The following is an 18,056-nucleotide window of genomic DNA, read 5'->3' on the forward strand; positions in this document are numbered from 1 at the left end:
GAACCCCCCGGGCTGCCGCCTGGGGAGACACCACCAGCAGCGCCGGATGGCCCTCGCTGGCGCACCGGCCCCGCAGGCCGCCCCGGGCGGCCAGTCCCCGCAGAATGGCCGCCTCAATGCCCTCTCCGGCCTCCAGCACCTGAAAACATTCCATCCTTCTCCACTCCTTTCCCCTCAGTCTGCGCCGTTTCGCGGGTTTTATGCGGTATGCTTTGCGTAGGGGGCGGCCTCCGCGCCGCCCCGCAAAAATGCCTCCGCGCCGCCCCGCAAAAATGCCTCCGCGCCGCCCCCTACGCAAAAATGCCTCCGCGCCGCCCCGCAAAAATGCCTCCGCCCGAACGGGGCGGGACAGAGCCCGCCCCTACTTGACTTCTCCCCCGGTTTTCTGGTAAGATTAAGCTGATAAATTGGGTTTATGTGCCCAGAGGAAAACGAGGTATCGCAATGGCACAGAAGAAAAGCTACGGCAACGACTCCATCTCCGCCCTGAAGGGGGCCGACCGGGTCCGGAAGCGCCCGGGGGTCATTTTCGGCTCCGACGGGCTGGAGGGCTGCGAGCACGCCGTGTTCGAGATTATGTCCAACGCCATCGACGAGGCCCGGGAGGGCCACGGCTCCCTCATCACCGTCACCCGGTTTGAGGACGGCTCCATCCAGGTGGAGGACCAGGGCCGGGGCTGTCCTGTGGACTGGAACGAGAAGGAGCAGAAGTTCAACTGGGAGCTGGTATTCTGCGAGCTGTACGCCGGCGGCAAGTATAACAACGAGGGCGGAGACAACTATGAGTACTCCTTAGGTCTCAACGGCCTGGGCTCCTGCGCCACCCAGTACGCCAGCCAGTTTATGGACGTCACCGTCTGGCGGGAGGGGAAAAAGTACTCCCTCCACTTTGAGAAGGGGGAGAACATCGGCGGGCTGCAGTCCGAGCCCACCGACCGGGGCAAAAAAACCGGCACCACCATCCGCTGGAAGCCCGACCTGGAGGTGTTTACCGACATCAATATCCCGGTGGAGTACTATCTGGACGTGATGAAGCGCCAGGCGGTGGTCAACGCCGGGGTGACCTTCCGGTTCAAAAACCAGGTGGGGGGCAAATTTGAGACCACCGACTTCCAGTATGAAAACGGCATTGTGGACTACGTGGCCGAGCTGTCCGGGGAGGACGCCCTCACTGCCCCGGTGTTCTGGCAGACCGAGCGGAAGGGCCGGGATCGGGCGGACAAGCCCGAGTACAAGGTGAAGCTGTCGGTCTCCTTCTGCTTCTCCAATAAGGTCCAGGTGGTGGAGCACTACCACAACTCCTCCTGGCTGGAGCACGGCGGCTCCCCGGAGAAGGCCATGCGCTCCGCCTTCGTCTCCGCCATCGACGGCTGGCTCAAGGGCCAGAACAAGTACACCAAGGGGGAGAGCAAAATCACCTTCCCCGATATCCAGGACGCTCTGGTGCTGGTGAGCAACAACTTCTCCACCCAGACCTCCTATGAAAACCAGACCAAGAAGGCCATCAACAACAAGTTTGTCCAGGAGGCCATGACGGAATTCCTCCGGGCTCAGATGGAGGTTTACTTCATCGAGAACCCCGCCGACGCCCAGCGGATCGCCGAGCAGGTCTTAATCAACAAGCGAGCCCGGGAGAACGCGGAAAAAACCCGGCTGAACATCAAGAAGAAGCTCACCGGCTCCATGGACATCTCCAACCGGGTGGCCAAGTTTGTCCCCTGCCGCACCCGGGACGTGGAGCGCAGCGAGCTGTATATCGTGGAGGGCGACTCGGCGCTGGGCAGCGTGAAGCAGGCCCGGGACGGAGAGTTCCAGGCCATCATGCCCATCCGGGGTAAGATTCTCAACTGCCTCAAGGCCGATTACGGCAAAATCTTCAAGAGCGAGATCATCACCGACCTGCTGAAGGTGCTGGGCTGCGGGGTGGAGGTCCACGACAAGCGGGCCAAGGACATGGCCGCCTTCGACCTGGGCGCCCTGCGGTGGAACAAGGTGGTCATCTGCACCGACGCCGACGTGGACGGCTTTCAGATCAGGACTTTGGTGCTCACCATGCTCTACCGCCTCACCCCCACCCTCATTCAGGAGGGGTACGTCTACATCGCCGAGTCCCCCCTGTTTGAGATCACCTGCAAGGAAAAGACCTGGTTCGCCTATTCCAACAAGGAGAAGGACGACATCGTCGCCACCCTCCAGGGCAAGAAGTACGACGTTCAGCGCTCCAAGGGCTTGGGCGAGAACGAACCCGAGATGATGTGGCTGACCACCATGTCCCCCGACACGAGAAGGCTCATCCGGGTAATGCCTGAGGACGTGGAGCAGACCGCCCGGATGTTTGACCTCCTCCTGGGAGACGACCTCACCGGCCGGAAAACTCACATCGCCGACCACGGCCACGAGTTTTTGGAGCTGGCGGATATCTCGTAGGAGGTTGCAATGAAAAAGAAGATGTTACCAGTCCTCTGTGCCCTGCTGCTGATCTCCACCGCTGCCCTTGCCATACTCTGGCGACAGGAGGCGGCCCGAAACGCAGACAATTTGAACCGGCTATGGCTGGCTGCGGCTACGTCTGGTGAAACTGTCATCACGGAGTACCGGCAGAATGGCGAAGAACCTCCGCCCTGTCAGGTCATCTCAGAACTTCGGGTTATGGGGGACGCCTGCCACCTGTCAAAGAGCGCCGGGTCGGATTGCATCGACCTGAACGCCGTCTACGGCATTCTGTCCCTGTACCCAGAGCGGTTCCCTGAGGTGACGGACGATCTGCTCCTGGTTTTTCAGACCGCTTCCCAGGAGGGTCTGGACGGTCCAAACTGGCCCCTGCGGATCAGTGAACTGCGCAACACTTTGGAGTGCAGGTCATGAATAGGGAACTGCGGACCAGAAAAAATGTGCGGCTGAAAAACTATGATTACAGCCAGCCAGGGTATTATTTTGTAACGATATGTACCCAGGTACGGTATGAAAATATCCTGTGTGAAATTGTGCCACCCATTTCCGAACGGCCGGCCGCGGAGGGCCGGCCCTACAGGGACGCTTTCCATCCTTCTGTAGGGGGCGGCCTCTGTGCCGCCCCGTTCTCCCAACCCGCATGTACCGCCCCGTTCTCCCAGCCTGTACCATCTGTCATACCAACGAATTTGGGCCAATTCGTTAATGCTTCTATCAACCAAATTCCCGTCATAAACCCCGGAGTTGTTGTGGACATTTATACGATCATGCCAGATCATATCCACATGGTCCTAAACCTGACGGGGCGGCACGGAGGCCGCCCCCTACCCAACATCATCGGTCGATTTAAATCCTATACGGACCATTATTATCGAAAAAATGGTTCTCCTTTTGGCCCATATTTTTGGCAGGAGGGCTACTATGAGCACATCATCCGCAACGACGCCGATCTCAACGCGACCCGCGAATACATCCAAAACAACCCCTTAAAATGGATATTAGATAGGACTGAACCAAATGGCCAAGAAGAAAACGCCAAATGAGAATAAAGCCCGGAAGGCGGACCCCAACGTAATGGGGCTGCGGGCGGAGGTGCTGGAGCAGCCCATCACCCAGACCCTGGAGATCAACTACATGCCCTACGCCATGTCGGTGATCATCTCCCGGGCCATCCCGGAGATTGACGGCTTCAAGCCCTCCCACCGCAAGCTGCTGTACACCATGTATCAGATGAAGCTGCTGGGGGGCGGGCGGACCAAGTCGGCCAACATTGTGGGCCAGACCATGAAGCTTAACCCCCATGGAGACGGTCCCATTTATGACACGATGGTCCGCCTCAGCCGGGGCTACGGGGCCCTGCTCCACCCCCTGGTGGACAGCAAGGGCAACTTCGGCAAGGTGTACTCCCGGGACATGGCCTACGCCGCCAGCCGGTACACCGAGGCGAGGCTGGACCCCATCTGCGCCGAGCTCTTCCGGGACATCGACCAGGACACGGTGGACTTTGTGGACAACTACGACGGCAAGCTGAAGGAGCCCACCCTCCTGCCCACCACCTTTCCCAACGTGCTGGTCTCCGCCAACAAGGGCATCGCCGTGGGCATGGCCAGCGATCTGTGCGGCTTCAACCTGGGGGAGGTGTGCGACACCACCATCGCCTTTCTGAAAAACCCGGACCACGACATCATGACCACCCTCAAGGCCCCCGACCTGCCCACCGGCGGTGAGCTGCTCTACGACGGGGCAGCCCTGGCGGAAATCTACCGCACGGGGAAGGGCTCCTTCAAGGTGCGCTCCCGGTGGCGCTACGTGAAGGAGGAGAATCTCATTGAGGTCTATGAGATCCCCTACTCCACCACCAGCGAGGCCATCATCGACAAGGTGACCGAGCTGCTCAAGGCGGGCAAGCTGAAGGAAATCGCCGACATGCGGGACGAGACCGACCTGTCCGGCCTGAAGCTGACCATCGACCTGAAGCGGGGGGCCGATCCGGAGAAGCTGATGGCAAAGCTCTTCAAAATGACCCCCCTGATGGACAGCCAGTCCTGCAACTTCAACATTCTCATTGCCGGCTTCCCCAAGGTGCTGGGGGTGCGGGAGATTCTGGAGGAGTGGACCGCCTGGCGGATGGACTCGGTGCGCCGGCGGGTATACTTCTCCATGAACAAGAAGAAGGAGAAGCTGCATCTGCTCAAGGGCCTGCGGCGCATCCTTCTGGATATCGACCGGGCCATCCAGATCATCCGGGACACCGAGGAGGACGCGGAGGTCATCCCCAACCTGATGATTGGCTTCGGCATCGACCAGGTCCAGGCGGAGTACGTGGCCGACATCCGCCTGCGGAACATCAACAAGGAGTACATCCTCAAGCGCACCCAGGAGGTGGACGCCCTCGCCGATGAGATCGCCGACCTGGAGGATATTGTCAGCTCACCCAAGCGTATCCGGAAGATCATCGTAGACGAGCTGGCCGAGGTGAAGAAGAAATATGCCGTACCCCGGCGGACGGAAATCGTCTATGACCACATGGACGAGCCCATCATGACGGTGGAGGATGAGACCCCCGACTACCCCGTCCACCTGTTCTTCTCCAAAGAGGGCTATCTCAAGAAGATTACCCCCCAGTCCCTGCGGATGGCCAGCGAGCAGAAGTACAAGGAGGGGGACGGGCCCTATCTCCAGTGGGAGGCCGGTAACCGGGACGAGCTGCTGGTGTTCACCGACAAGCAGCAATGCTACAAAACCCGGCTTTCCGACTTCGACGACACCAAGGCCAGCGTTTTGGGGGACTATCTGCCCTCCAAGCTGGGCATGGACCCGGAGGAGCGGGCTCTGTGGGCCTGCATTCCCGGGGACTACACGGGGAATGTGCTGTTCTTTTTTGAGAACGGCAAGGCCGCCCGGGTGGAGCTGTCCGCCTATCAGACCCAGACCCGGCGGAAAAAGCTCACCGGGGCCTACTCGGACAAGTCCCCTCTGGCCGCCGCCTTCCTGCTGCGGGAGGACTTCGAGGCGGCGGTCATCTCCACCGAGGGCCGCTGCGTGGTGTTCCACACCGCCAGCTTAAACCCCAAGTCCACCCGGAACACCCAGGGGGTCAACGTGATGACCCTAAAGCCCAAATACAAGGTGGACCAGGTGCTTCCCTTGGACCAGACCCATATTGTCAACGCCGCCCGCTACCGGGCCCGTTCCCTGCCCGTCGCCGGGGCGCTCCTGAAGGAGGAGGACCGGGGCGAGAAGCAGCTGACCCTGCTGTAATGGGAACGGCCCGCCCCGTCGGCGGGCTCCGAAGAAATAATTTCCAAAAATATAAAGGAGTGCTTACCATGACTAACTGGACAAAGCTGACAGAGAACCTGGAGAAGCGGGGCTTTTCCGTCCAACGCTTCGCCACCAAAGAGGAGGCCGCTGACTACCTGGATCAGGAGATCGACGGGGTGAGCGTGGCCTTCGGCGGCTCCATGTCCGTACAGGAGATGGGGCTGTACCCCCGGCTGGCCGCCCACAACAACGCCCTGTGGCACTGGAACAAGGATACCATGTTGGAGGCCGCCCACACCGACGTGTACATCTGCTCCGTCAACGGCCTGGCCGAGACGGGCGAAGTCATCAACATCGACGGCGTGGGCAACCGGGTGGCCTCCACCATCTACGGACACAGGCGGGTCTACTTTGTGGTGGGCAGAAACAAGATCGCCCCCGACTACGACCAGGCCCTGTGGCGGGCCCGGAACATCGCCGCCCCCAAGAACTGCCAGCGGCTGGGGCTCAAGACCCCCTGCGCCGTCAAGGCGGATAAGTGCTACAACTGCACAAGCCCCGAGCGCTCCTGCCGGGCCCTGGTGGTTCTGTGGGAGAAGCTTCGGGATGCGGAGAAAATGGAGATTGTCCTCATTGACGAGGAACTGGGGTATTGATTTTTCCGCTGCATGTAGGGCGCAACGACCCCGGCGCGCCGGCGTTTACGCTCAGGGCGTTGGAACACGGGCCGCCGAGTCGTCGGCCCCTACGCTTTGAGCTCTGAAATTGGAAGGTGTGTGCTTTGAAAAGACGCCTGCTGGCCGCTGCTTTAGCCGTCTGCCTCCTCCTCACCGGCTGTTCCGCCCTTCTGGAGCGGGACTACACCCATGTTACCCCCCACAACACCGCCCCCACCACCGAGGGGGACCCCTCCATCCTGCGGGCGGAGAGCTACCAGGAGCTGGTCAACGCCCTGGTCTATCTGGTGAGCATCGGCGCGGAGGAGGGGACGGTCCGGCTGTACACCGACTCGGAGAAGGTTGAGACCTATCTGGCCGACGCCTGCCTGGAGGTGGTCCAGGAGGACCCCCTGGGGGCCTACTGTGTGGAGTTCATCAAGTACAGTGTGGACCCGGTGGTAACCTACTCCCAGGCCCAGGTGGACATCGCTTACCGCCGCACCCGGGAACAGGTGGCCTCCATTGTCCAGGTCACCGGCGTCACCGCCATCCGCAGCGAGCTCAGCGCCGCCCTCACCGAGTTCGCCGCCGAGCGCACCCTGCGCATCCGCTACTTTGAGGAGGACGAGGCCTTTATCCAGGACCTGGTCCGCCAGGCCTACTATGACGTCCCCGCCTTTGCCCTGGGAATGCCCGAGGTGAGCGTGGTCATCTATCCCAACAGCGGCCGGCAGCGGATTGTGGAGATTCTGCTCAACTACCCCCTGGACCGCAGCCAGCTGGAGGAGAAGCAGGAGGCCCTGAACAGCCGTCTGGAGGAGCTGGCCCTGGCGCTGCCGCACAATGCCGGCACGCCCCTGATTCTGGCGGCGGCCCGGACCCTGCTGGAACAGGGGGAGTATGTCCCCCAGGGGGGCGCTACCGCCTGGGACTTCCTGCTGGGCGGCTCCGCCGGCAGCGAGGGCCTCTCCCTGGCCTTCGCCGCCCTGTGCCAGCGCCTTAATCTGCCCTGCCAGGTGGCCCAGGGCACCTTTCAGGAGGAGCCCCGGTTCTGGACCGTGGTCCAGACCGAGGAGGGCTGGCGGCATCTGGACCTGACCCTGGAGGCGTGGGAGGACGGCCCCCTGTACACCGACCTTCAGCTCCAGGAGCTGGGCTACAGCTGGAACGACGCCTCCCTTCCCTTCTGCGTTTAGGCACTGTTTGAAAAATGGAAATATGCATAGTGGTGAGGGATTTTTCTGCCAGGAAAACACAATTTTTCGCAGGAATACTGGATGATTTCAAGAAAAATCGGGGCAGTATAGCGGAAAAAGACCCGCCCCTGGGCGTATTGACATTTTTCAAACAAGCCCTAGGATTGCCAAATTCTTACTGTTTTGTTACAGGGCTTGTCAAGACAGAAAAATTTGGGTATAATGTGCTTAACCTCGGCCCGGCTCAACGGGTCCCGAAAGGAGCTCCCCCTATGAAGCGATGCAAACGGCGGACAGCCGGCATACTGGCCTGCGCTGTCCTGACAACCGTCCTCTCCCTCTTCTCCGCCGCCGCCCAGACGCCCTTCGGCGAGTTTCGCCTGGACGCCTCCGGAATTGACAAGCCCAGCCGGGAAATTTCGGTGGACATCTACCAGCGGGATGAGGCCGGCAAGTTCCAGGTGTCGGGCGCCAGCCAATACACCTGCACCTTTAATCGGGCCACTGGCGACGCCAGCTTCTTTATTCAGGCCAACACAGAGGGCGTGTGGGTCTCGGTGGACTACCTCACCGATTTAAACGGCGACGGCACCTATGAGCTGCTGGACGACCCCGACGCCCCGGTCTGGGACGTGATGGACAGCCAGGGCCGCCTGTTCCGGCCTAAGGCCGGCGATGCCGCCCCCACCCTGACCCCCGGTCAGCCCTGTCTGCTCACCCCCGACACCCTGCTCGCCCGCAGCCAGCAGGCTGTTCAGGAGCGCGGCGCCGGCGGCTCCCACGCGCTGGACGCCGCTCAGGGCACAGCCGCCGGACAGGAGTTCCCCCTGTGCATGCTCAAGCTGCACCACACCGACCCCGCCACCGGGGAGGATGAGGCCCTGGTCTTTTACCTTCAGATTTATGACAGCGTCCTCGTCCCCTTCGACGTCTCCCCCGCCGACCCATACTACGATGCGGTGAACTACGTTCTGTCCAAGGGCTACTTCTCCGGCGTGGGCAACGGGCTGTTCTCCCCTGAGGGCCAGCTGGCCCGAGCTCACCTGGCCCAGGTGCTCTGGACCATGGCCGGCTCTCCCACAGGAGCGGCCAGCCGCTTCCCCGACGTCCCGGACAGCGAGTGGTTCTACAGCCCCGTCTCCTGGTGCCAGCAGAAGGAGCTGATTCTTGGTTACGCATCGGGGGATTTCGGCCCTATGGACTTCCTGTCCCGGGAACAGATGGTGGTCATCCTCTACCGCTACGCCAAGACCAACGGCGCCTCTCTCACCGCCAGCGGCGATCTGTCCCGCTTCTCCGACGCCGACAAGGTGTCCTCCTGGGCGCAGGAAGAGATGCGGTGGGCTGTATCCCATAACCTGCTTCCCAACGCCGGCGGCGGGACCCTTGCCCCCCAGGAGCTGGTGACCCGGGGCGAGCTGGCCTCCGTCATCTACGCCTGCGTTCAGAATCTGGGCCTGCGCTGAGAAAAGCAGTGACTCCCTCCCCGGCGGTCAAAAGACCGCCGGGGATTTTTGCGCCCGGCGGTTTAGGGGGTGGAATATTTGTCCAAACTATCCATAAGATGTATTGACAAGCCCACCGAGAAAGGAGCGACCCCCATGACTCAGACCGACAAAAAACGCGCCTCCCGCCAGACTGACCCCCGTCTGGAGGCCCGCCGGGAGCTGATGGACTCCCTCAACCACACCAAAACCCTCATCAACCAGGCCTACGGCGGCTTCAACACCGCCAGCGACAGCGACCTCATCGAATCCTACGTCTTTGAGATCAACGCCCTCCAGGCCCGGTACAACTACCTGCTGCGCCAGGTTAAGGAGCTGGAGGGAACCGCATGAGCCCTATGCCGGGGTACGTGGCCTGGTGTCTGGCCGGACTGCTGCTGTGCGCCGCCCTGCTCCTCCTGCGCAGGCCGGCGGCCTGGCTCATCCGGCTGGCCCTGCGCTCCTCTGTGGGGCTGGCGGCGCTGGCCCTCTTCGCGCAGGCGGGCCGCCTCATCGGAATCAGTCTGGGGGTCAATCTGGTCAACGCCCTGGTGCTGGGACTGCTGGGGCCCCCGGGCTTCGGCCTGCTGCTCATGCTTCAGTGGGTGCTGCGATAGCTGTTACATACAGGCGGCTTCAGGTCCGCCTTTTTTGTTTGCCAGACATTTTTTATAAAACCCCTTGACAAATCCCTGTCCGGATGGTAAGATAACAGGCGTCTCTGAATGGAGAAGGTTCGGAGAGATGTCCGAGTGGTTTAAGGAGCTGGTCTTGAAAACCAGTGACTCGCAAGAGCCGTGGGTTCGAATCCCACTCTCTCCGCCAGGTTGTCGGAGCAAGCTCCATATTCTCCGCTTCCGCCTTACGGCGAAAGCTCGCTCATTACGCTGCTTCTCCTTTCCAAATTGAGGCCGCTCCGCTGGGTCTCAATTTGGGGGCCGCCTTTGCCGGCCTTCCTAAAACTTCACATTTGCAGATTACTTGCAGCCATGCAGAAGTACCCAAGTGGCTATAAGGGGCTCCCCTGCTAAGGGAGTAGACGGCTTAAACCCGTGCGAGGGTTCGAATCCCTCCTTCTGCGCCAAAAGAGCTCCAAATATCCCGTTCGGGAATTTGGAGCTCCTTTGTTTTGTACAGAGCTTCCCTGTCACAAAGAGAAGAAAAGGAGAATTGTCATGGACCTGAAATTTGACGTGAAGGAAAAGGTTGAGGAGCTGGCCGAAAAACTCCAGAAGGACCCCGCCCTTTTGAAGAGCTTCCAGGACGATCCAGTAAAGGCGCTGGAGAAGCTGACGGGCGTGAATCTGCCCGACGATCAGCTCAAGCCCCTGGTTGCCGGAATCAAGGCCAAGCTGGCCGCCTCCGACATCGGCGGCAAGCTGGAGGGGCTGAAAAAGCTTTTCTGACTGTTATACCCTCAAAGCACCTCTCCCGAGGTGCTTTTTTGATAATGTCCGGAAAGAGAGGCACCCCTATGAATCTGTGCGACATCAATCAAATCAAGGCCCTGCTGGCCCGGCACGGCTTCCGCTTCTCCAAGTCCATGGGGCAGAACTTCCTCGTTGCGGACTGGGTGCCCAGGGAGATCGCCAAGGCCTCCGGGGCCCACAGAGATGTGGGGGTGCTGGAGGTGGGCCCAGGTATCGGCTGCCTCACCCAAGAGCTGGCCGGGCGGGCCGGCAAGGTGGTCAGTGTGGAGCTGGACCGGGCCCTGCTGCCCATCCTGGAGGAGACTCTGGCCGGGCGGGACAATGTGGAGATTGTCCCTGGAGACATCCTGAAGCTGGACATCCGCCAGCTGACGCTGGAAATGCCCTGGTTTTCCGGGTTTGCCGCCTGCGCCAACCTGCCCTACAACATCACCACCCCCGCCATCACCGCCCTGATTGAGGCCCACTGCTTCTTTGCCATCACGGTGATGATCCAGCGGGAGGTGGCAAGGCGGATCTGCGCCCAGCCGGGGACGGCGGACTACGGGGCCTTCTCCGTCTACTGCCAGTACCACACCGCCCCGGAGCTGCTCTTCGAGGTGCCGCCGGACTGCTTCCTCCCCGCCCCCAAGGTGACCTCTGCGGTGGTGCGTATGGTCCCCCGCCCCGCCCCCGAGGAGGTGGACAACCCGGAGCACTTCTTCAAGGTGGTCAAGGCCGCCTTCGCCCTGCGGCGCAAGACGCTGTCCAACAGTCTGTCCGCCGGCCTGGGCGGGCAGCACACAAAAGAGGACCTGGCCCGGGCCATTGCCCGCTGCGGATTTCCCCCGGATATCCGGGGAGAGCGGCTGTCCATTCCCCAATTTGCCCAACTGTCCAAGGCTCTGCGGGGCCTGGTTTGAGGCTTTTGACCATTCCGTCATTTTCGCGCACTTCTCTCTTGCAAAGCCCTGAAAAATGGGGTAAAATAAGGCACGATCGGAATGGATAACCACTTTTACTATTTTAAAGGAGGCAATTATCTATGGAAACCTACGGACTGGAAAAATACGGCATTACCGGCATCAAGGAGGTCGTCTACAATCCCACCTTCGAGCAGCTGTTCGAGGCTGAGATGGACCCCACCCTGGAGGGCTTTGAAAAGGGCCAGATGACCGAGCTGGGCGCCGTCAACGTGATGACCGGCATCTACACCGGCCGCTCCCCCAAGGACAAGTTCATCGTCATGGACGAGAACTCCAAGGACACCGTGTGGTGGACCTCCGACGAGTTCAAGAACGACAACAAGCCCGCCACCCAGGAGGCGTGGAAGGCCTGTAAGGACCTGGCCATTCAGGAGCTGTCCAACAAGAAGCTGTACGTCATGGACGTGTTCTGCGGCACCAACAAGGACACCCGCATGGCCATCCGCTTCATCATGGAGGTGGCATGGCAGGCCCACTTCGTAAAGAACATGTTCATCCAGCCCACCGAGGAGGAGCTGAAGAATTTTGAGCCCGATTTCATCTCCTACAACGCCTCCAAAGCCAAGCTGACCAACTACAAGGAGCTGGGCCTGAACTCTGAGACCGCCGCCATCTTCAACATCACCAGCCGGGAGCAGGTCATCCTCAACACCTGGTACGGCGGCGAGATGAAGAAGGGCATGTTCTCCATGATGAACTACTACCTGCCCCTGAAGGGCATCGCCTCCATGCACTGCTCCGCCAACACCGACATGAACGGCGAGAACACCGCCATCTTCTTCGGCCTGTCCGGAACCGGCAAGACCACCCTGTCCACCGACCCCAAGCGCCTGCTCATCGGCGACGACGAGCACGGCTGGGACGACGAGGGCGTGTTCAACTTTGAGGGCGGCTGCTACGCCAAGGTCATCAACCTGGACAAGGACGCCGAGCCCGACATCTACAACGCCATCCGCCGCAACGCCCTGCTGGAGAACGTCACCGTGGACGGCGAGGGCAAGATCGACTTCGCCGACAAGTCCGTCACCGAGAACACCCGCGTGTCCTACCCCATCGAGCACATCGAGAAGATCGTGAAGAACGTCCACCCCACCTCCTCCGGCCCCGCCGCCAAGAACGTGATCTTCCTGTCCGCCGACGCCTTCGGCGTGCTGCCCCCCGTGTCCATCCTCACCCCCGAGCAGACCCAGTACTACTTCCTGTCCGGCTTCACCTCCAAGCTGGCCGGCACTGAGCGGGGCATCACCGAGCCCACCCCCACCTTCTCCGCCTGCTTCGGCCAGGCCTTCCTGGAGCTGCACCCCACCAAGTACGGCGAGGAGCTGGTCAAGCGCATGGAGAAGAGCGGCGCCAAGGCCTACCTGGTGAACACCGGCTGGAACGGCACCGGCAAGCGCATCTCCATCAAGGACACCCGCGGCATCATCGACGCCATCCTGGACGGCTCCATCCTCAAGGCTGAGACCAAGACCATCCCCTACTTCAACCTGGAGGTCCCCACCGCCCTGCCCGGCGTTGACCCCGCCATCCTGGACCCCCGGGACACCTACGGCGACGCCGCTGAGTGGGATACCAAGGCCAAGGATCTGGCCGGCCGCTTCGTGAAGAACTTTGTCAAGTACACCGGCAACGACGCCGGCAAGGCCCTGGTTGCCGCCGGCCCCAAGGTGTAATTTCTCAAATATAAGAAAAAACAGGACGCTTTCAGCGTCCTGTTTTTCTTGCATTTTATTTTGCGCTATTGTAAACTAGAGAAAAAGAACAAATAAAAGGAGGTAGGAATCCCTATGGGATTGTTCAAAAAGAAAAAACAGCCGGAGCGCACTCCGGAGCCGGGAGAGAAAAAATCCCTCCTGGACGAGATAGACCCCACCGTCCGGCCCGGCGGTGTGTTCATGGTCCAGCTGCTGATGAAGGAAAAGTGCGAGATGCCCGGCATTGAGCAGATGACCCAGGTGCTGGAGCGCCACATTGGCAAGGTGGAGGCGGCAAAGCCGCTGAAGGAGACCGCCGATACTATGAAGGACATCGCCCTCTTCGCCGCCATGGAGCACATTGCCAAATTCAGAGACAGCCAGGGGCCGGTGCAGGTGTCCTTCATGCCCTGTGACACCTTCCACCCAGAGAACATCGACGAGATGAAGCGCAGCCAGATGTGGGACTGCCTTCAGGACCGGGACCGCATCCTGTCGGAGTGCAAATACTGTATCTTTGCCAACGACATGCTTACCGGCGCCCTGGACCCCCTGGAGCGGGCCGATTTCGACATGGACTACCTGGAGGCTCTGCTGGAGCTCTTCCCCACCTGCGAGGCGGTGTACTCTCTGAACACCGGCAAGCTGATTCTGGCGGACACCGTCCGAAACGGGACCTACACCGGCCTGGACCGATACATCCACTACATCGTCAACGCCCGGTTCTTTAACATCCAGGATACCAACGACAGCATCGTGGACACCCTGGGTCTGACCCTGCTGTGTCTGGAGGACCTGCAGTACCACTTCCACAGCATGGACCCCAACTGGGTGGTACGCCACGCCTACTCCATCGCCTCCTACTGTTTGGAAAACCGCCGGCCCATCAAGGACGGCGACACAGTAGACGGCGTGGACGGCCAGGGTAATCTGGACCAGAGCATCCAGTGGAAGTGCCGCTTTGAGGACGCGATTGTCAAGCCGGGCCGCCCGGTGCTGGACATTCATACAGGACAATACGCCGCCGGCGGGCGGTAATTACTGTCACATCTCTCTGTAGGGGCGACGGCCCCGGCTGCCTATTTGAGCACAAACGGCACGCCCAGGCCGTTGTGCCCTACGTCTTTTTCTCCAGCGGGAGAGTAAATACCGGACAGCCCTCCGCTGCCGGGGCGGCGGCGCACTGGGGCAGGGAAATCTCTACCCCCTCCTCCGTGAGGCACCAATCCCGGAGAGGGTGGGTCTTTTTCGCCTTCGGGACCCAGTCTCCGTCCAGAAAGCAATCCCCCGCCTGACGGCGCGCCTCCCCCTGCTGCACCAGGGCCCGCCACAGCCGGCCCTTCCAGCCCTTCTCCCGAAGCAGGGCGCGCAGGGGCTGGGGCGCCCCCTCCCGCAGGTTCCACACGTCCCCCCACCGCGCCCGGGCGGGCCGTCCGTCCCCCCGGACCTCACAGCCGGAAAACCGCAGGCTGAGCACCCCGTCCCTCATCAGAGCGGTCTCCCCCCGCAGCTCCCCCGCCCAGGGGGTGAAGGGCTTCGCCTCCTCCCGGCGGGCGGCCAGCTCCAGGCAGGCAGACCAGTAGACCTCCCGCTCCCACCGCCGCCGCCAGCTCCCGGCCAGCCGGAGGTAATACCGGCTGATCCACCTTCCGCCCAGGCCGGCCCCCTCCACCTGAGGCCAGGCCAGGACATACCTCATCACCGGCTCCCCCTCCAGCGTCAGGGTGCGCTCCTCCTCCTGCCAGCTGACTTGAACCTCCTCGCCCATCTTCCGCCCCTCCTTTCGGTTTTTTCATCCTATGCCCGGCGGGGAAATCTGTGCTTTTCCGGGTTTACTTTTTTACGCCACTGTGCTAAAATACAAAAAACAAGAGAAGCAGGTGGGCATCATGTCAAAATTTTTGGACAAGCAGAACAGCGACGCCCTCTATCGGGCCATTGTCAGCATCCGGGACGAGGAGGAGTGCCGCCGTTTTCTGGAGGACCTGTGCACCGTCTCCGAGCTGAAGGCCCTGGCCCAGCGCATGGATGTGGCCATGCTGCTTGACGAGGGGCTGATCTACAGCGAGATTCTGGACAAGACCGGGGCCTCCAGCGCCACCATCAGCCGGGTCAACCGCTGCCTGCACTACGGCGCGGGGGGCTATCAGACAGTGGTCGCCCGGCTGCGGGAGGAGAAGGCATGAGCAGCTACAGCTTTTTGGCCGGCTGCTACGACCAGCTGACCTATGACGTGGACTACGCCGCCTGGGCGGACTATATTGAGAAGCACTTCTCCAAAAGCGCCCTGCCCATCCGGACGGTGCTGGACCTGGCCTGCGGCACCGGTTCCCTCACCCGCCAGCTGGCCCTCCGGGGCTATGAACTCATCGGCACCGACCAGTCCCCCGATATGCTGGCCCAGGCGGCGGAGAAGGACTGGGATCAAGTCCCCATCCGGCCGCTGTTTTTATGCCAGAGCATGGAAAAGCTGGACCTGTACGGCACCATCGACGCCTGCGTGTGCTGTCTGGACAGCGTAAACTACGTCACAGACCCCAAAAAGCTCCAGAGAGCCTTTGAGCGGGTCCATCTGTTCCTCATGCCGGGGGGACTGTTCCTCTTCGACGTCAACTCCCCCGAGAAGCTGGAGGGACTGGATGGCCAAGTCTTTCTGGATGAGACCGAGGATACCTACTGCGTGTGGCGGACAGAGTTCTCCAGGCGCAGCCGGGTGTGCTCCTACTTTATGGACGTCTTTCGCCTGGACCCCTCCACCGGACAGTGGGACCGTGGGGAGGAGCTCCACCGGGAGCGGGCCTACACCGTCCCGGAGCTGTCCGCCATGCTGACGCAGGCGGGCTTCGTGGACGTCAAGACCTACGGGGCATTAAAAATGCGCCCCCCGAAGGCCGGGGAGCAGCGTATCTTCTTTACCGCAAGAAAGGAAAGCTGAGCATGACCGATGAGATTGTAAGAGCGATCACAGGGGACGGCCTGGTAAAGGCCTCCGCCGTCACCGGCCGGAGCCTTGTGGAGCGGGCCCGGAATATCCACAAGCTCCTCCCTATGGGCACCGCCGCCCTGGGCCGGACTCTGCTGGGCTGCTCCATGATGGGGGATATGCTCAAGGAGGAGCAGGGGGCGGTCACCCTGCAAGTCAAGGGGGGCGGGCCCCTGGGCACCATTCTGGCCGTCTCCGACCACGAGGGCAATGTCCGGGGGTATGTCCAGAACCCCCAGGTGGAGCTGATGGAGCAGCGCCCTGGCAAGCTGGACGTGGGAGCTGCCGTGGGAACAGAGGGCACCCTGACCGTCATCAAGGACATCGGCCTGAAGAAGCCCTACGTGGGGTCCATCGGCCTGTTCTCCGGGGAGATTGCCGACGATCTGGCTATGTACTTTGTGGAGAGCGAGCAGATCCCCACCGCCTGCGCCCTGGGGGTGCTGGTGGGGCTGGACCAGTCTGTCACCGCCGCCGGGGGCTACCTCATTCAGCTGCTGCCTGGGGCCGGCGAGGACATGATTTCCAAAATTGAGGCCGGGGTCCACGCCATGGGCCCGGTGAGCGCCGCTCTGGCCGGCGGCCTGGACGCTGAGGGCCTGCTGCGGACGGTGCTGAGGGACTTCCAGCCGGAGATTCTGGAGCGGCACCCGGTGGAGTACCGCTGCTACTGCTCCCGGGAGCGGGTAAGCCGTGCTCTCATCAGCATGGGAAGGAGGGACCTGTCCGAGCTCATTCAGGAGCAGGGACAGGCGGAGCTGACCTGTCAGTTCTGCGATCAGGTGTACCGTTTCTCCAGGGAGGAGCTGGAGCAGCTGTTGGACGAAATGTAGGGGACGGCCAAACCGTCCCAACTTAGAAAAAGCGCCCGGACGGTCAAATCGTCCGGGCGCCGCGTTGATTAAAAATTCATGGCTCCGCCGTTGGTCACGGCCTCCAGCACTGCGTACAGGCTCATGTCGAAATCCTTGGTCATCGTCAGGGCCTCCTCCATGTCCAGGTCGCTCAGGTGGCCCTTCCGCACCGCGATGATCCGGTTGCCCTTGCCCTCCAGCAGGGTGTTCACCGCCATATAGCCCATGCGGCTGGCGGTCTCCCGGTCCCGGGCGCTGGGCGAGCCGCCCCGCTGGATGTGTCCGGGGACGGTGACCCGGGGGTCAATCCCGATCTCCTCGTGGATGCGCTCGGCAATCTCAAAGGCGCTGCCCGCCCCCTCGGCCACCACCACCATGTAGTGGGTGGTGCCGGCCAGCCGGGCCCGGCGGAGCTTCTCCACCACGTCCCGCTCAAAGTCCACCGGCCGCTCGGGAATCAGCACGGCGGTGGCGCCCACGGCAGTGCCCACATAGAGGGCCAGATAGCCGGCGTGGCGGCCCATGACCTCCACCACGGAGCAGCGCTCGTGGGACTGCATGGTGTCCCGCAGCTTATCGATACACTCGATGGCGGTGTTGCAGGCGGTGTCGAAGCCGATGGTGTAGTAGGAGCAGCCGATGTCGTTGTCAATGGTGGCGGGGATGCCGACCACATCCAGCTTGTGGCCGCTCTCCGCGATCTGGCGGGACAGAGCCAGCGCCCCCCGGAAGGTCCCGTCTCCGCCGATGGCTACGATGCCGTCCAGCCCCAGCAGCTTGCAGGTCCCAATGGCCTTCTCCCGGCCGGCCGCGTCCATAAATTCCTTGCTGCGGGCGGTATAGAGGATGGTGCCGCCCCGGTTGATGATATGGCTGACGCTGCTGCTGTCCAGCCGGACAAAGTCGCTGGTGATCAGCCCGCTCCAGCCCCGGCGGATGCCGATACACTCGACGCCGTGCCCGATGGCCGTGCGGACCACGGCCCGGACCGCCGCGTTCATGCCCGGCGCGTCGCCGCCGCTGGTCAATACGCCGATCCGCTTTATTTTGTCGCCCATTGAGTAAACCTCCTTTAA

General features: G+C 61.7%; 18 protein-coding genes and 2 tRNA genes. 18 read left to right on the forward strand and 2 right to left on the reverse strand.

Translation table 11 applies throughout. The features are described 5' to 3' along the window. The first annotated feature begins 444 nt into the window (after positions 1-444). From D1641_RS05980 to D1641_RS06050, 15 genes are all read left to right on the forward strand, one after another. On the forward strand, positions 445-2,427 hold the full coding sequence (locus tag D1641_RS05980; RefSeq protein WP_160663681.1) for a toprim domain-containing protein: 1,983 nt from the start codon (positions 445-447) through the stop codon (positions 2,425-2,427). A gap of 9 nt (positions 2,428-2,436) precedes the next feature. Further along, complete coding sequence (locus D1641_RS05985) at positions 2,437-2,865, forward strand: hypothetical protein (RefSeq protein ID WP_160663683.1); 429 nt, start codon at positions 2,437-2,439, stop codon at positions 2,863-2,865. Next, positions 2,862-3,494: a transposase gene (locus D1641_RS05990; RefSeq protein ID WP_160663685.1), complete on the forward strand. Its 633-nt coding sequence runs from the start codon at positions 2,862-2,864 to the stop codon at positions 3,492-3,494. The genes D1641_RS05985 and D1641_RS05990 overlap by 4 nt, the downstream gene beginning before the upstream one ends. Next, on the forward strand, positions 3,469-5,712 hold the full coding sequence (locus tag D1641_RS05995; RefSeq protein WP_160663687.1) for a DNA topoisomerase (ATP-hydrolyzing) subunit A: 2,244 nt from the start codon (positions 3,469-3,471) through the stop codon (positions 5,710-5,712). Before D1641_RS05990 ends, D1641_RS05995 begins: the two co-directional genes overlap by 26 nt. A 68-nt stretch (positions 5,713-5,780) precedes the next feature. Then, positions 5,781-6,371 carry a lactate utilization protein gene (locus D1641_RS06000; RefSeq protein ID WP_160663689.1) on the forward strand — a complete coding sequence of 197 codons (591 nt, stop codon included), beginning with the start codon at positions 5,781-5,783 and terminating at the stop codon, positions 6,369-6,371. 125 nt (positions 6,372-6,496) lie between these two features. Continuing rightward, entirely contained in the window at positions 6,497-7,570 is a 1,074-nt protein-coding gene (locus D1641_RS06005) for a hypothetical protein (protein ID WP_160663691.1), read from the forward strand. A 272-nt stretch (positions 7,571-7,842) separates the two neighbouring features. Then, positions 7,843-9,036: an S-layer homology domain-containing protein gene (locus tag D1641_RS06010; RefSeq protein WP_160663693.1), complete on the forward strand. Its 1,194-nt coding sequence runs from the start codon at positions 7,843-7,845 to the stop codon at positions 9,034-9,036. A 135-nt stretch (positions 9,037-9,171) separates the two neighbouring features. After that, on the forward strand, positions 9,172-9,408 hold the full coding sequence (locus tag D1641_RS06015; protein WP_160663695.1) for a DUF2508 family protein: 237 nt from the start codon (positions 9,172-9,174) through the stop codon (positions 9,406-9,408). After that, the gene (locus D1641_RS06020; protein ID WP_243149288.1) at positions 9,405-9,671 is read left to right on the forward strand and encodes a pro-sigmaK processing inhibitor BofA family protein; all 267 of its coding nucleotides are present in this window, start codon (positions 9,405-9,407) and stop codon (positions 9,669-9,671) included. Before D1641_RS06015 ends, D1641_RS06020 begins: the two co-directional genes overlap by 4 nt. 121 nt (positions 9,672-9,792) lie before the next feature. Beyond that, positions 9,793-9,879 (forward strand) — tRNA-Ser (locus D1641_RS06025). A gap of 166 nt (positions 9,880-10,045) precedes the next feature. Further along, a tRNA-Ser gene (locus D1641_RS06030) sits at positions 10,046-10,138 on the forward strand. Between the two features lie 91 nt (positions 10,139-10,229). Beyond that, positions 10,230-10,460: a hypothetical protein gene (locus D1641_RS06035; RefSeq protein ID WP_160663697.1), complete on the forward strand. Its 231-nt coding sequence runs from the start codon at positions 10,230-10,232 to the stop codon at positions 10,458-10,460. 68 nt (positions 10,461-10,528) lie between these two features. Continuing rightward, complete coding sequence (gene rsmA, locus D1641_RS06040) at positions 10,529-11,386, forward strand: 16S rRNA (adenine(1518)-N(6)/adenine(1519)-N(6))-dimethyltransferase RsmA (protein ID WP_160663699.1); 858 nt, start codon at positions 10,529-10,531, stop codon at positions 11,384-11,386. 122 nt (positions 11,387-11,508) lie between these two features. Next, a complete protein-coding gene (gene pckA, locus D1641_RS06045) occupies positions 11,509-13,122 on the forward strand; it encodes a phosphoenolpyruvate carboxykinase (ATP) (protein ID WP_160663701.1) in 1,614 nt (537 codons plus the stop codon). Positions 13,123-13,236: 114 nt separating this feature from the next. Then, entirely contained in the window at positions 13,237-14,181 is a 945-nt protein-coding gene (locus D1641_RS06050) for a DUF4261 domain-containing protein (RefSeq protein ID WP_160663703.1), read from the forward strand. 79 nt (positions 14,182-14,260) lie between these two features. Here the strand turns inward: D1641_RS06050 and D1641_RS06055 are convergent, their stop codons facing one another. Beyond that, complete coding sequence (locus D1641_RS06055; RefSeq protein ID WP_160663705.1) at positions 14,261-14,911, reverse strand: RsiV family protein; 651 nt, start codon at positions 14,909-14,911, stop codon at positions 14,261-14,263. Positions 14,912-15,032: 121 nt separating this feature from the next. Between D1641_RS06055 and D1641_RS06060 the strand changes: the two genes are divergently transcribed. Genes D1641_RS06060 through hslO form a run of 3 tightly spaced genes read left to right on the forward strand, consistent with a single transcriptional unit; the run spans position 15,033 to position 16,959 of the window. Continuing rightward, positions 15,033-15,329: a YerC/YecD family TrpR-related protein gene (locus D1641_RS06060; RefSeq protein ID WP_160663707.1), complete on the forward strand. Its 297-nt coding sequence runs from the start codon at positions 15,033-15,035 to the stop codon at positions 15,327-15,329. Beyond that, the gene (locus tag D1641_RS06065; RefSeq protein WP_160663709.1) at positions 15,326-16,078 is read left to right on the forward strand and encodes a class I SAM-dependent methyltransferase; all 753 of its coding nucleotides are present in this window, start codon (positions 15,326-15,328) and stop codon (positions 16,076-16,078) included. Before D1641_RS06060 ends, D1641_RS06065 begins: the two co-directional genes overlap by 4 nt. 2 nt (positions 16,079-16,080) lie before the next feature. Beyond that, on the forward strand, positions 16,081-16,959 hold the full coding sequence (gene hslO / locus D1641_RS06070) for an Hsp33 family molecular chaperone HslO (RefSeq protein WP_160663711.1): 879 nt from the start codon (positions 16,081-16,083) through the stop codon (positions 16,957-16,959). 68 nt (positions 16,960-17,027) lie between these two features. On the opposite strand, the gene D1641_RS06075 is transcribed toward hslO, so the two are convergent. Next, complete coding sequence (locus tag D1641_RS06075) at positions 17,028-18,038, reverse strand: ATP-dependent 6-phosphofructokinase (protein ID WP_160663713.1); 1,011 nt, start codon at positions 18,036-18,038, stop codon at positions 17,028-17,030. Between the last annotated feature and the right edge of the window lie 18 nt (positions 18,039-18,056).

The sequence above is a fragment of the Colidextribacter sp. OB.20 genome (genome assembly GCF_009911595.1).
Lineage (GTDB): Bacteria > Bacillota > Clostridia > Oscillospirales > Oscillospiraceae > Lawsonibacter.

What these genes read in the sequence shown, in the direction of transcription:
- D1641_RS05980 (WP_160663681.1), top strand. Translation starts at nt 445, where the DNA reads ATGGCACAGAAGAAAAGCTACGGCAACGACTCCATCTCCGCCCTGAAG.
- D1641_RS05985 (WP_160663683.1), top strand. Translation starts at nt 2,437, where the DNA reads ATGAAAAAGAAGATGTTACCAGTCCTCTGTGCCCTGCTGCTGATCTCC.
- D1641_RS05990 (WP_160663685.1), top strand. Translation starts at nt 2,862, where the DNA reads ATGAATAGGGAACTGCGGACCAGAAAAAATGTGCGGCTGAAAAACTAT.
- D1641_RS05995 (WP_160663687.1), top strand. Translation starts at nt 3,469, where the DNA reads ATGGCCAAGAAGAAAACGCCAAATGAGAATAAAGCCCGGAAGGCGGAC.
- D1641_RS06000 (WP_160663689.1), top strand. Translation starts at nt 5,781, where the DNA reads ATGACTAACTGGACAAAGCTGACAGAGAACCTGGAGAAGCGGGGCTTT.
- D1641_RS06010 (WP_160663693.1), top strand. Translation starts at nt 7,843, where the DNA reads ATGAAGCGATGCAAACGGCGGACAGCCGGCATACTGGCCTGCGCTGTC.
- D1641_RS06015 (WP_160663695.1), top strand. Translation starts at nt 9,172, where the DNA reads ATGACTCAGACCGACAAAAAACGCGCCTCCCGCCAGACTGACCCCCGT.
- D1641_RS06020 (WP_243149288.1), top strand. Translation starts at nt 9,405, where the DNA reads ATGAGCCCTATGCCGGGGTACGTGGCCTGGTGTCTGGCCGGACTGCTG.
- D1641_RS06035 (WP_160663697.1), top strand. Translation starts at nt 10,230, where the DNA reads ATGGACCTGAAATTTGACGTGAAGGAAAAGGTTGAGGAGCTGGCCGAA.
- rsmA (WP_160663699.1), top strand. Translation starts at nt 10,529, where the DNA reads ATGAATCTGTGCGACATCAATCAAATCAAGGCCCTGCTGGCCCGGCAC.
- pckA (WP_160663701.1), top strand. Translation starts at nt 11,509, where the DNA reads ATGGAAACCTACGGACTGGAAAAATACGGCATTACCGGCATCAAGGAG.
- D1641_RS06050 (WP_160663703.1), top strand. Translation starts at nt 13,237, where the DNA reads ATGGGATTGTTCAAAAAGAAAAAACAGCCGGAGCGCACTCCGGAGCCG.
- D1641_RS06055 (WP_160663705.1), bottom strand. Translation starts at nt 14,911, where the DNA reads ATGGGCGAGGAGGTTCAAGTCAGCTGGCAGGAGGAGGAGCGCACCCTG.
- D1641_RS06060 (WP_160663707.1), top strand. Translation starts at nt 15,033, where the DNA reads ATGTCAAAATTTTTGGACAAGCAGAACAGCGACGCCCTCTATCGGGCC.
- D1641_RS06065 (WP_160663709.1), top strand. Translation starts at nt 15,326, where the DNA reads ATGAGCAGCTACAGCTTTTTGGCCGGCTGCTACGACCAGCTGACCTAT.
- hslO (WP_160663711.1), top strand. Translation starts at nt 16,081, where the DNA reads ATGACCGATGAGATTGTAAGAGCGATCACAGGGGACGGCCTGGTAAAG.
- D1641_RS06075 (WP_160663713.1), bottom strand. Translation starts at nt 18,038, where the DNA reads ATGGGCGACAAAATAAAGCGGATCGGCGTATTGACCAGCGGCGGCGAC.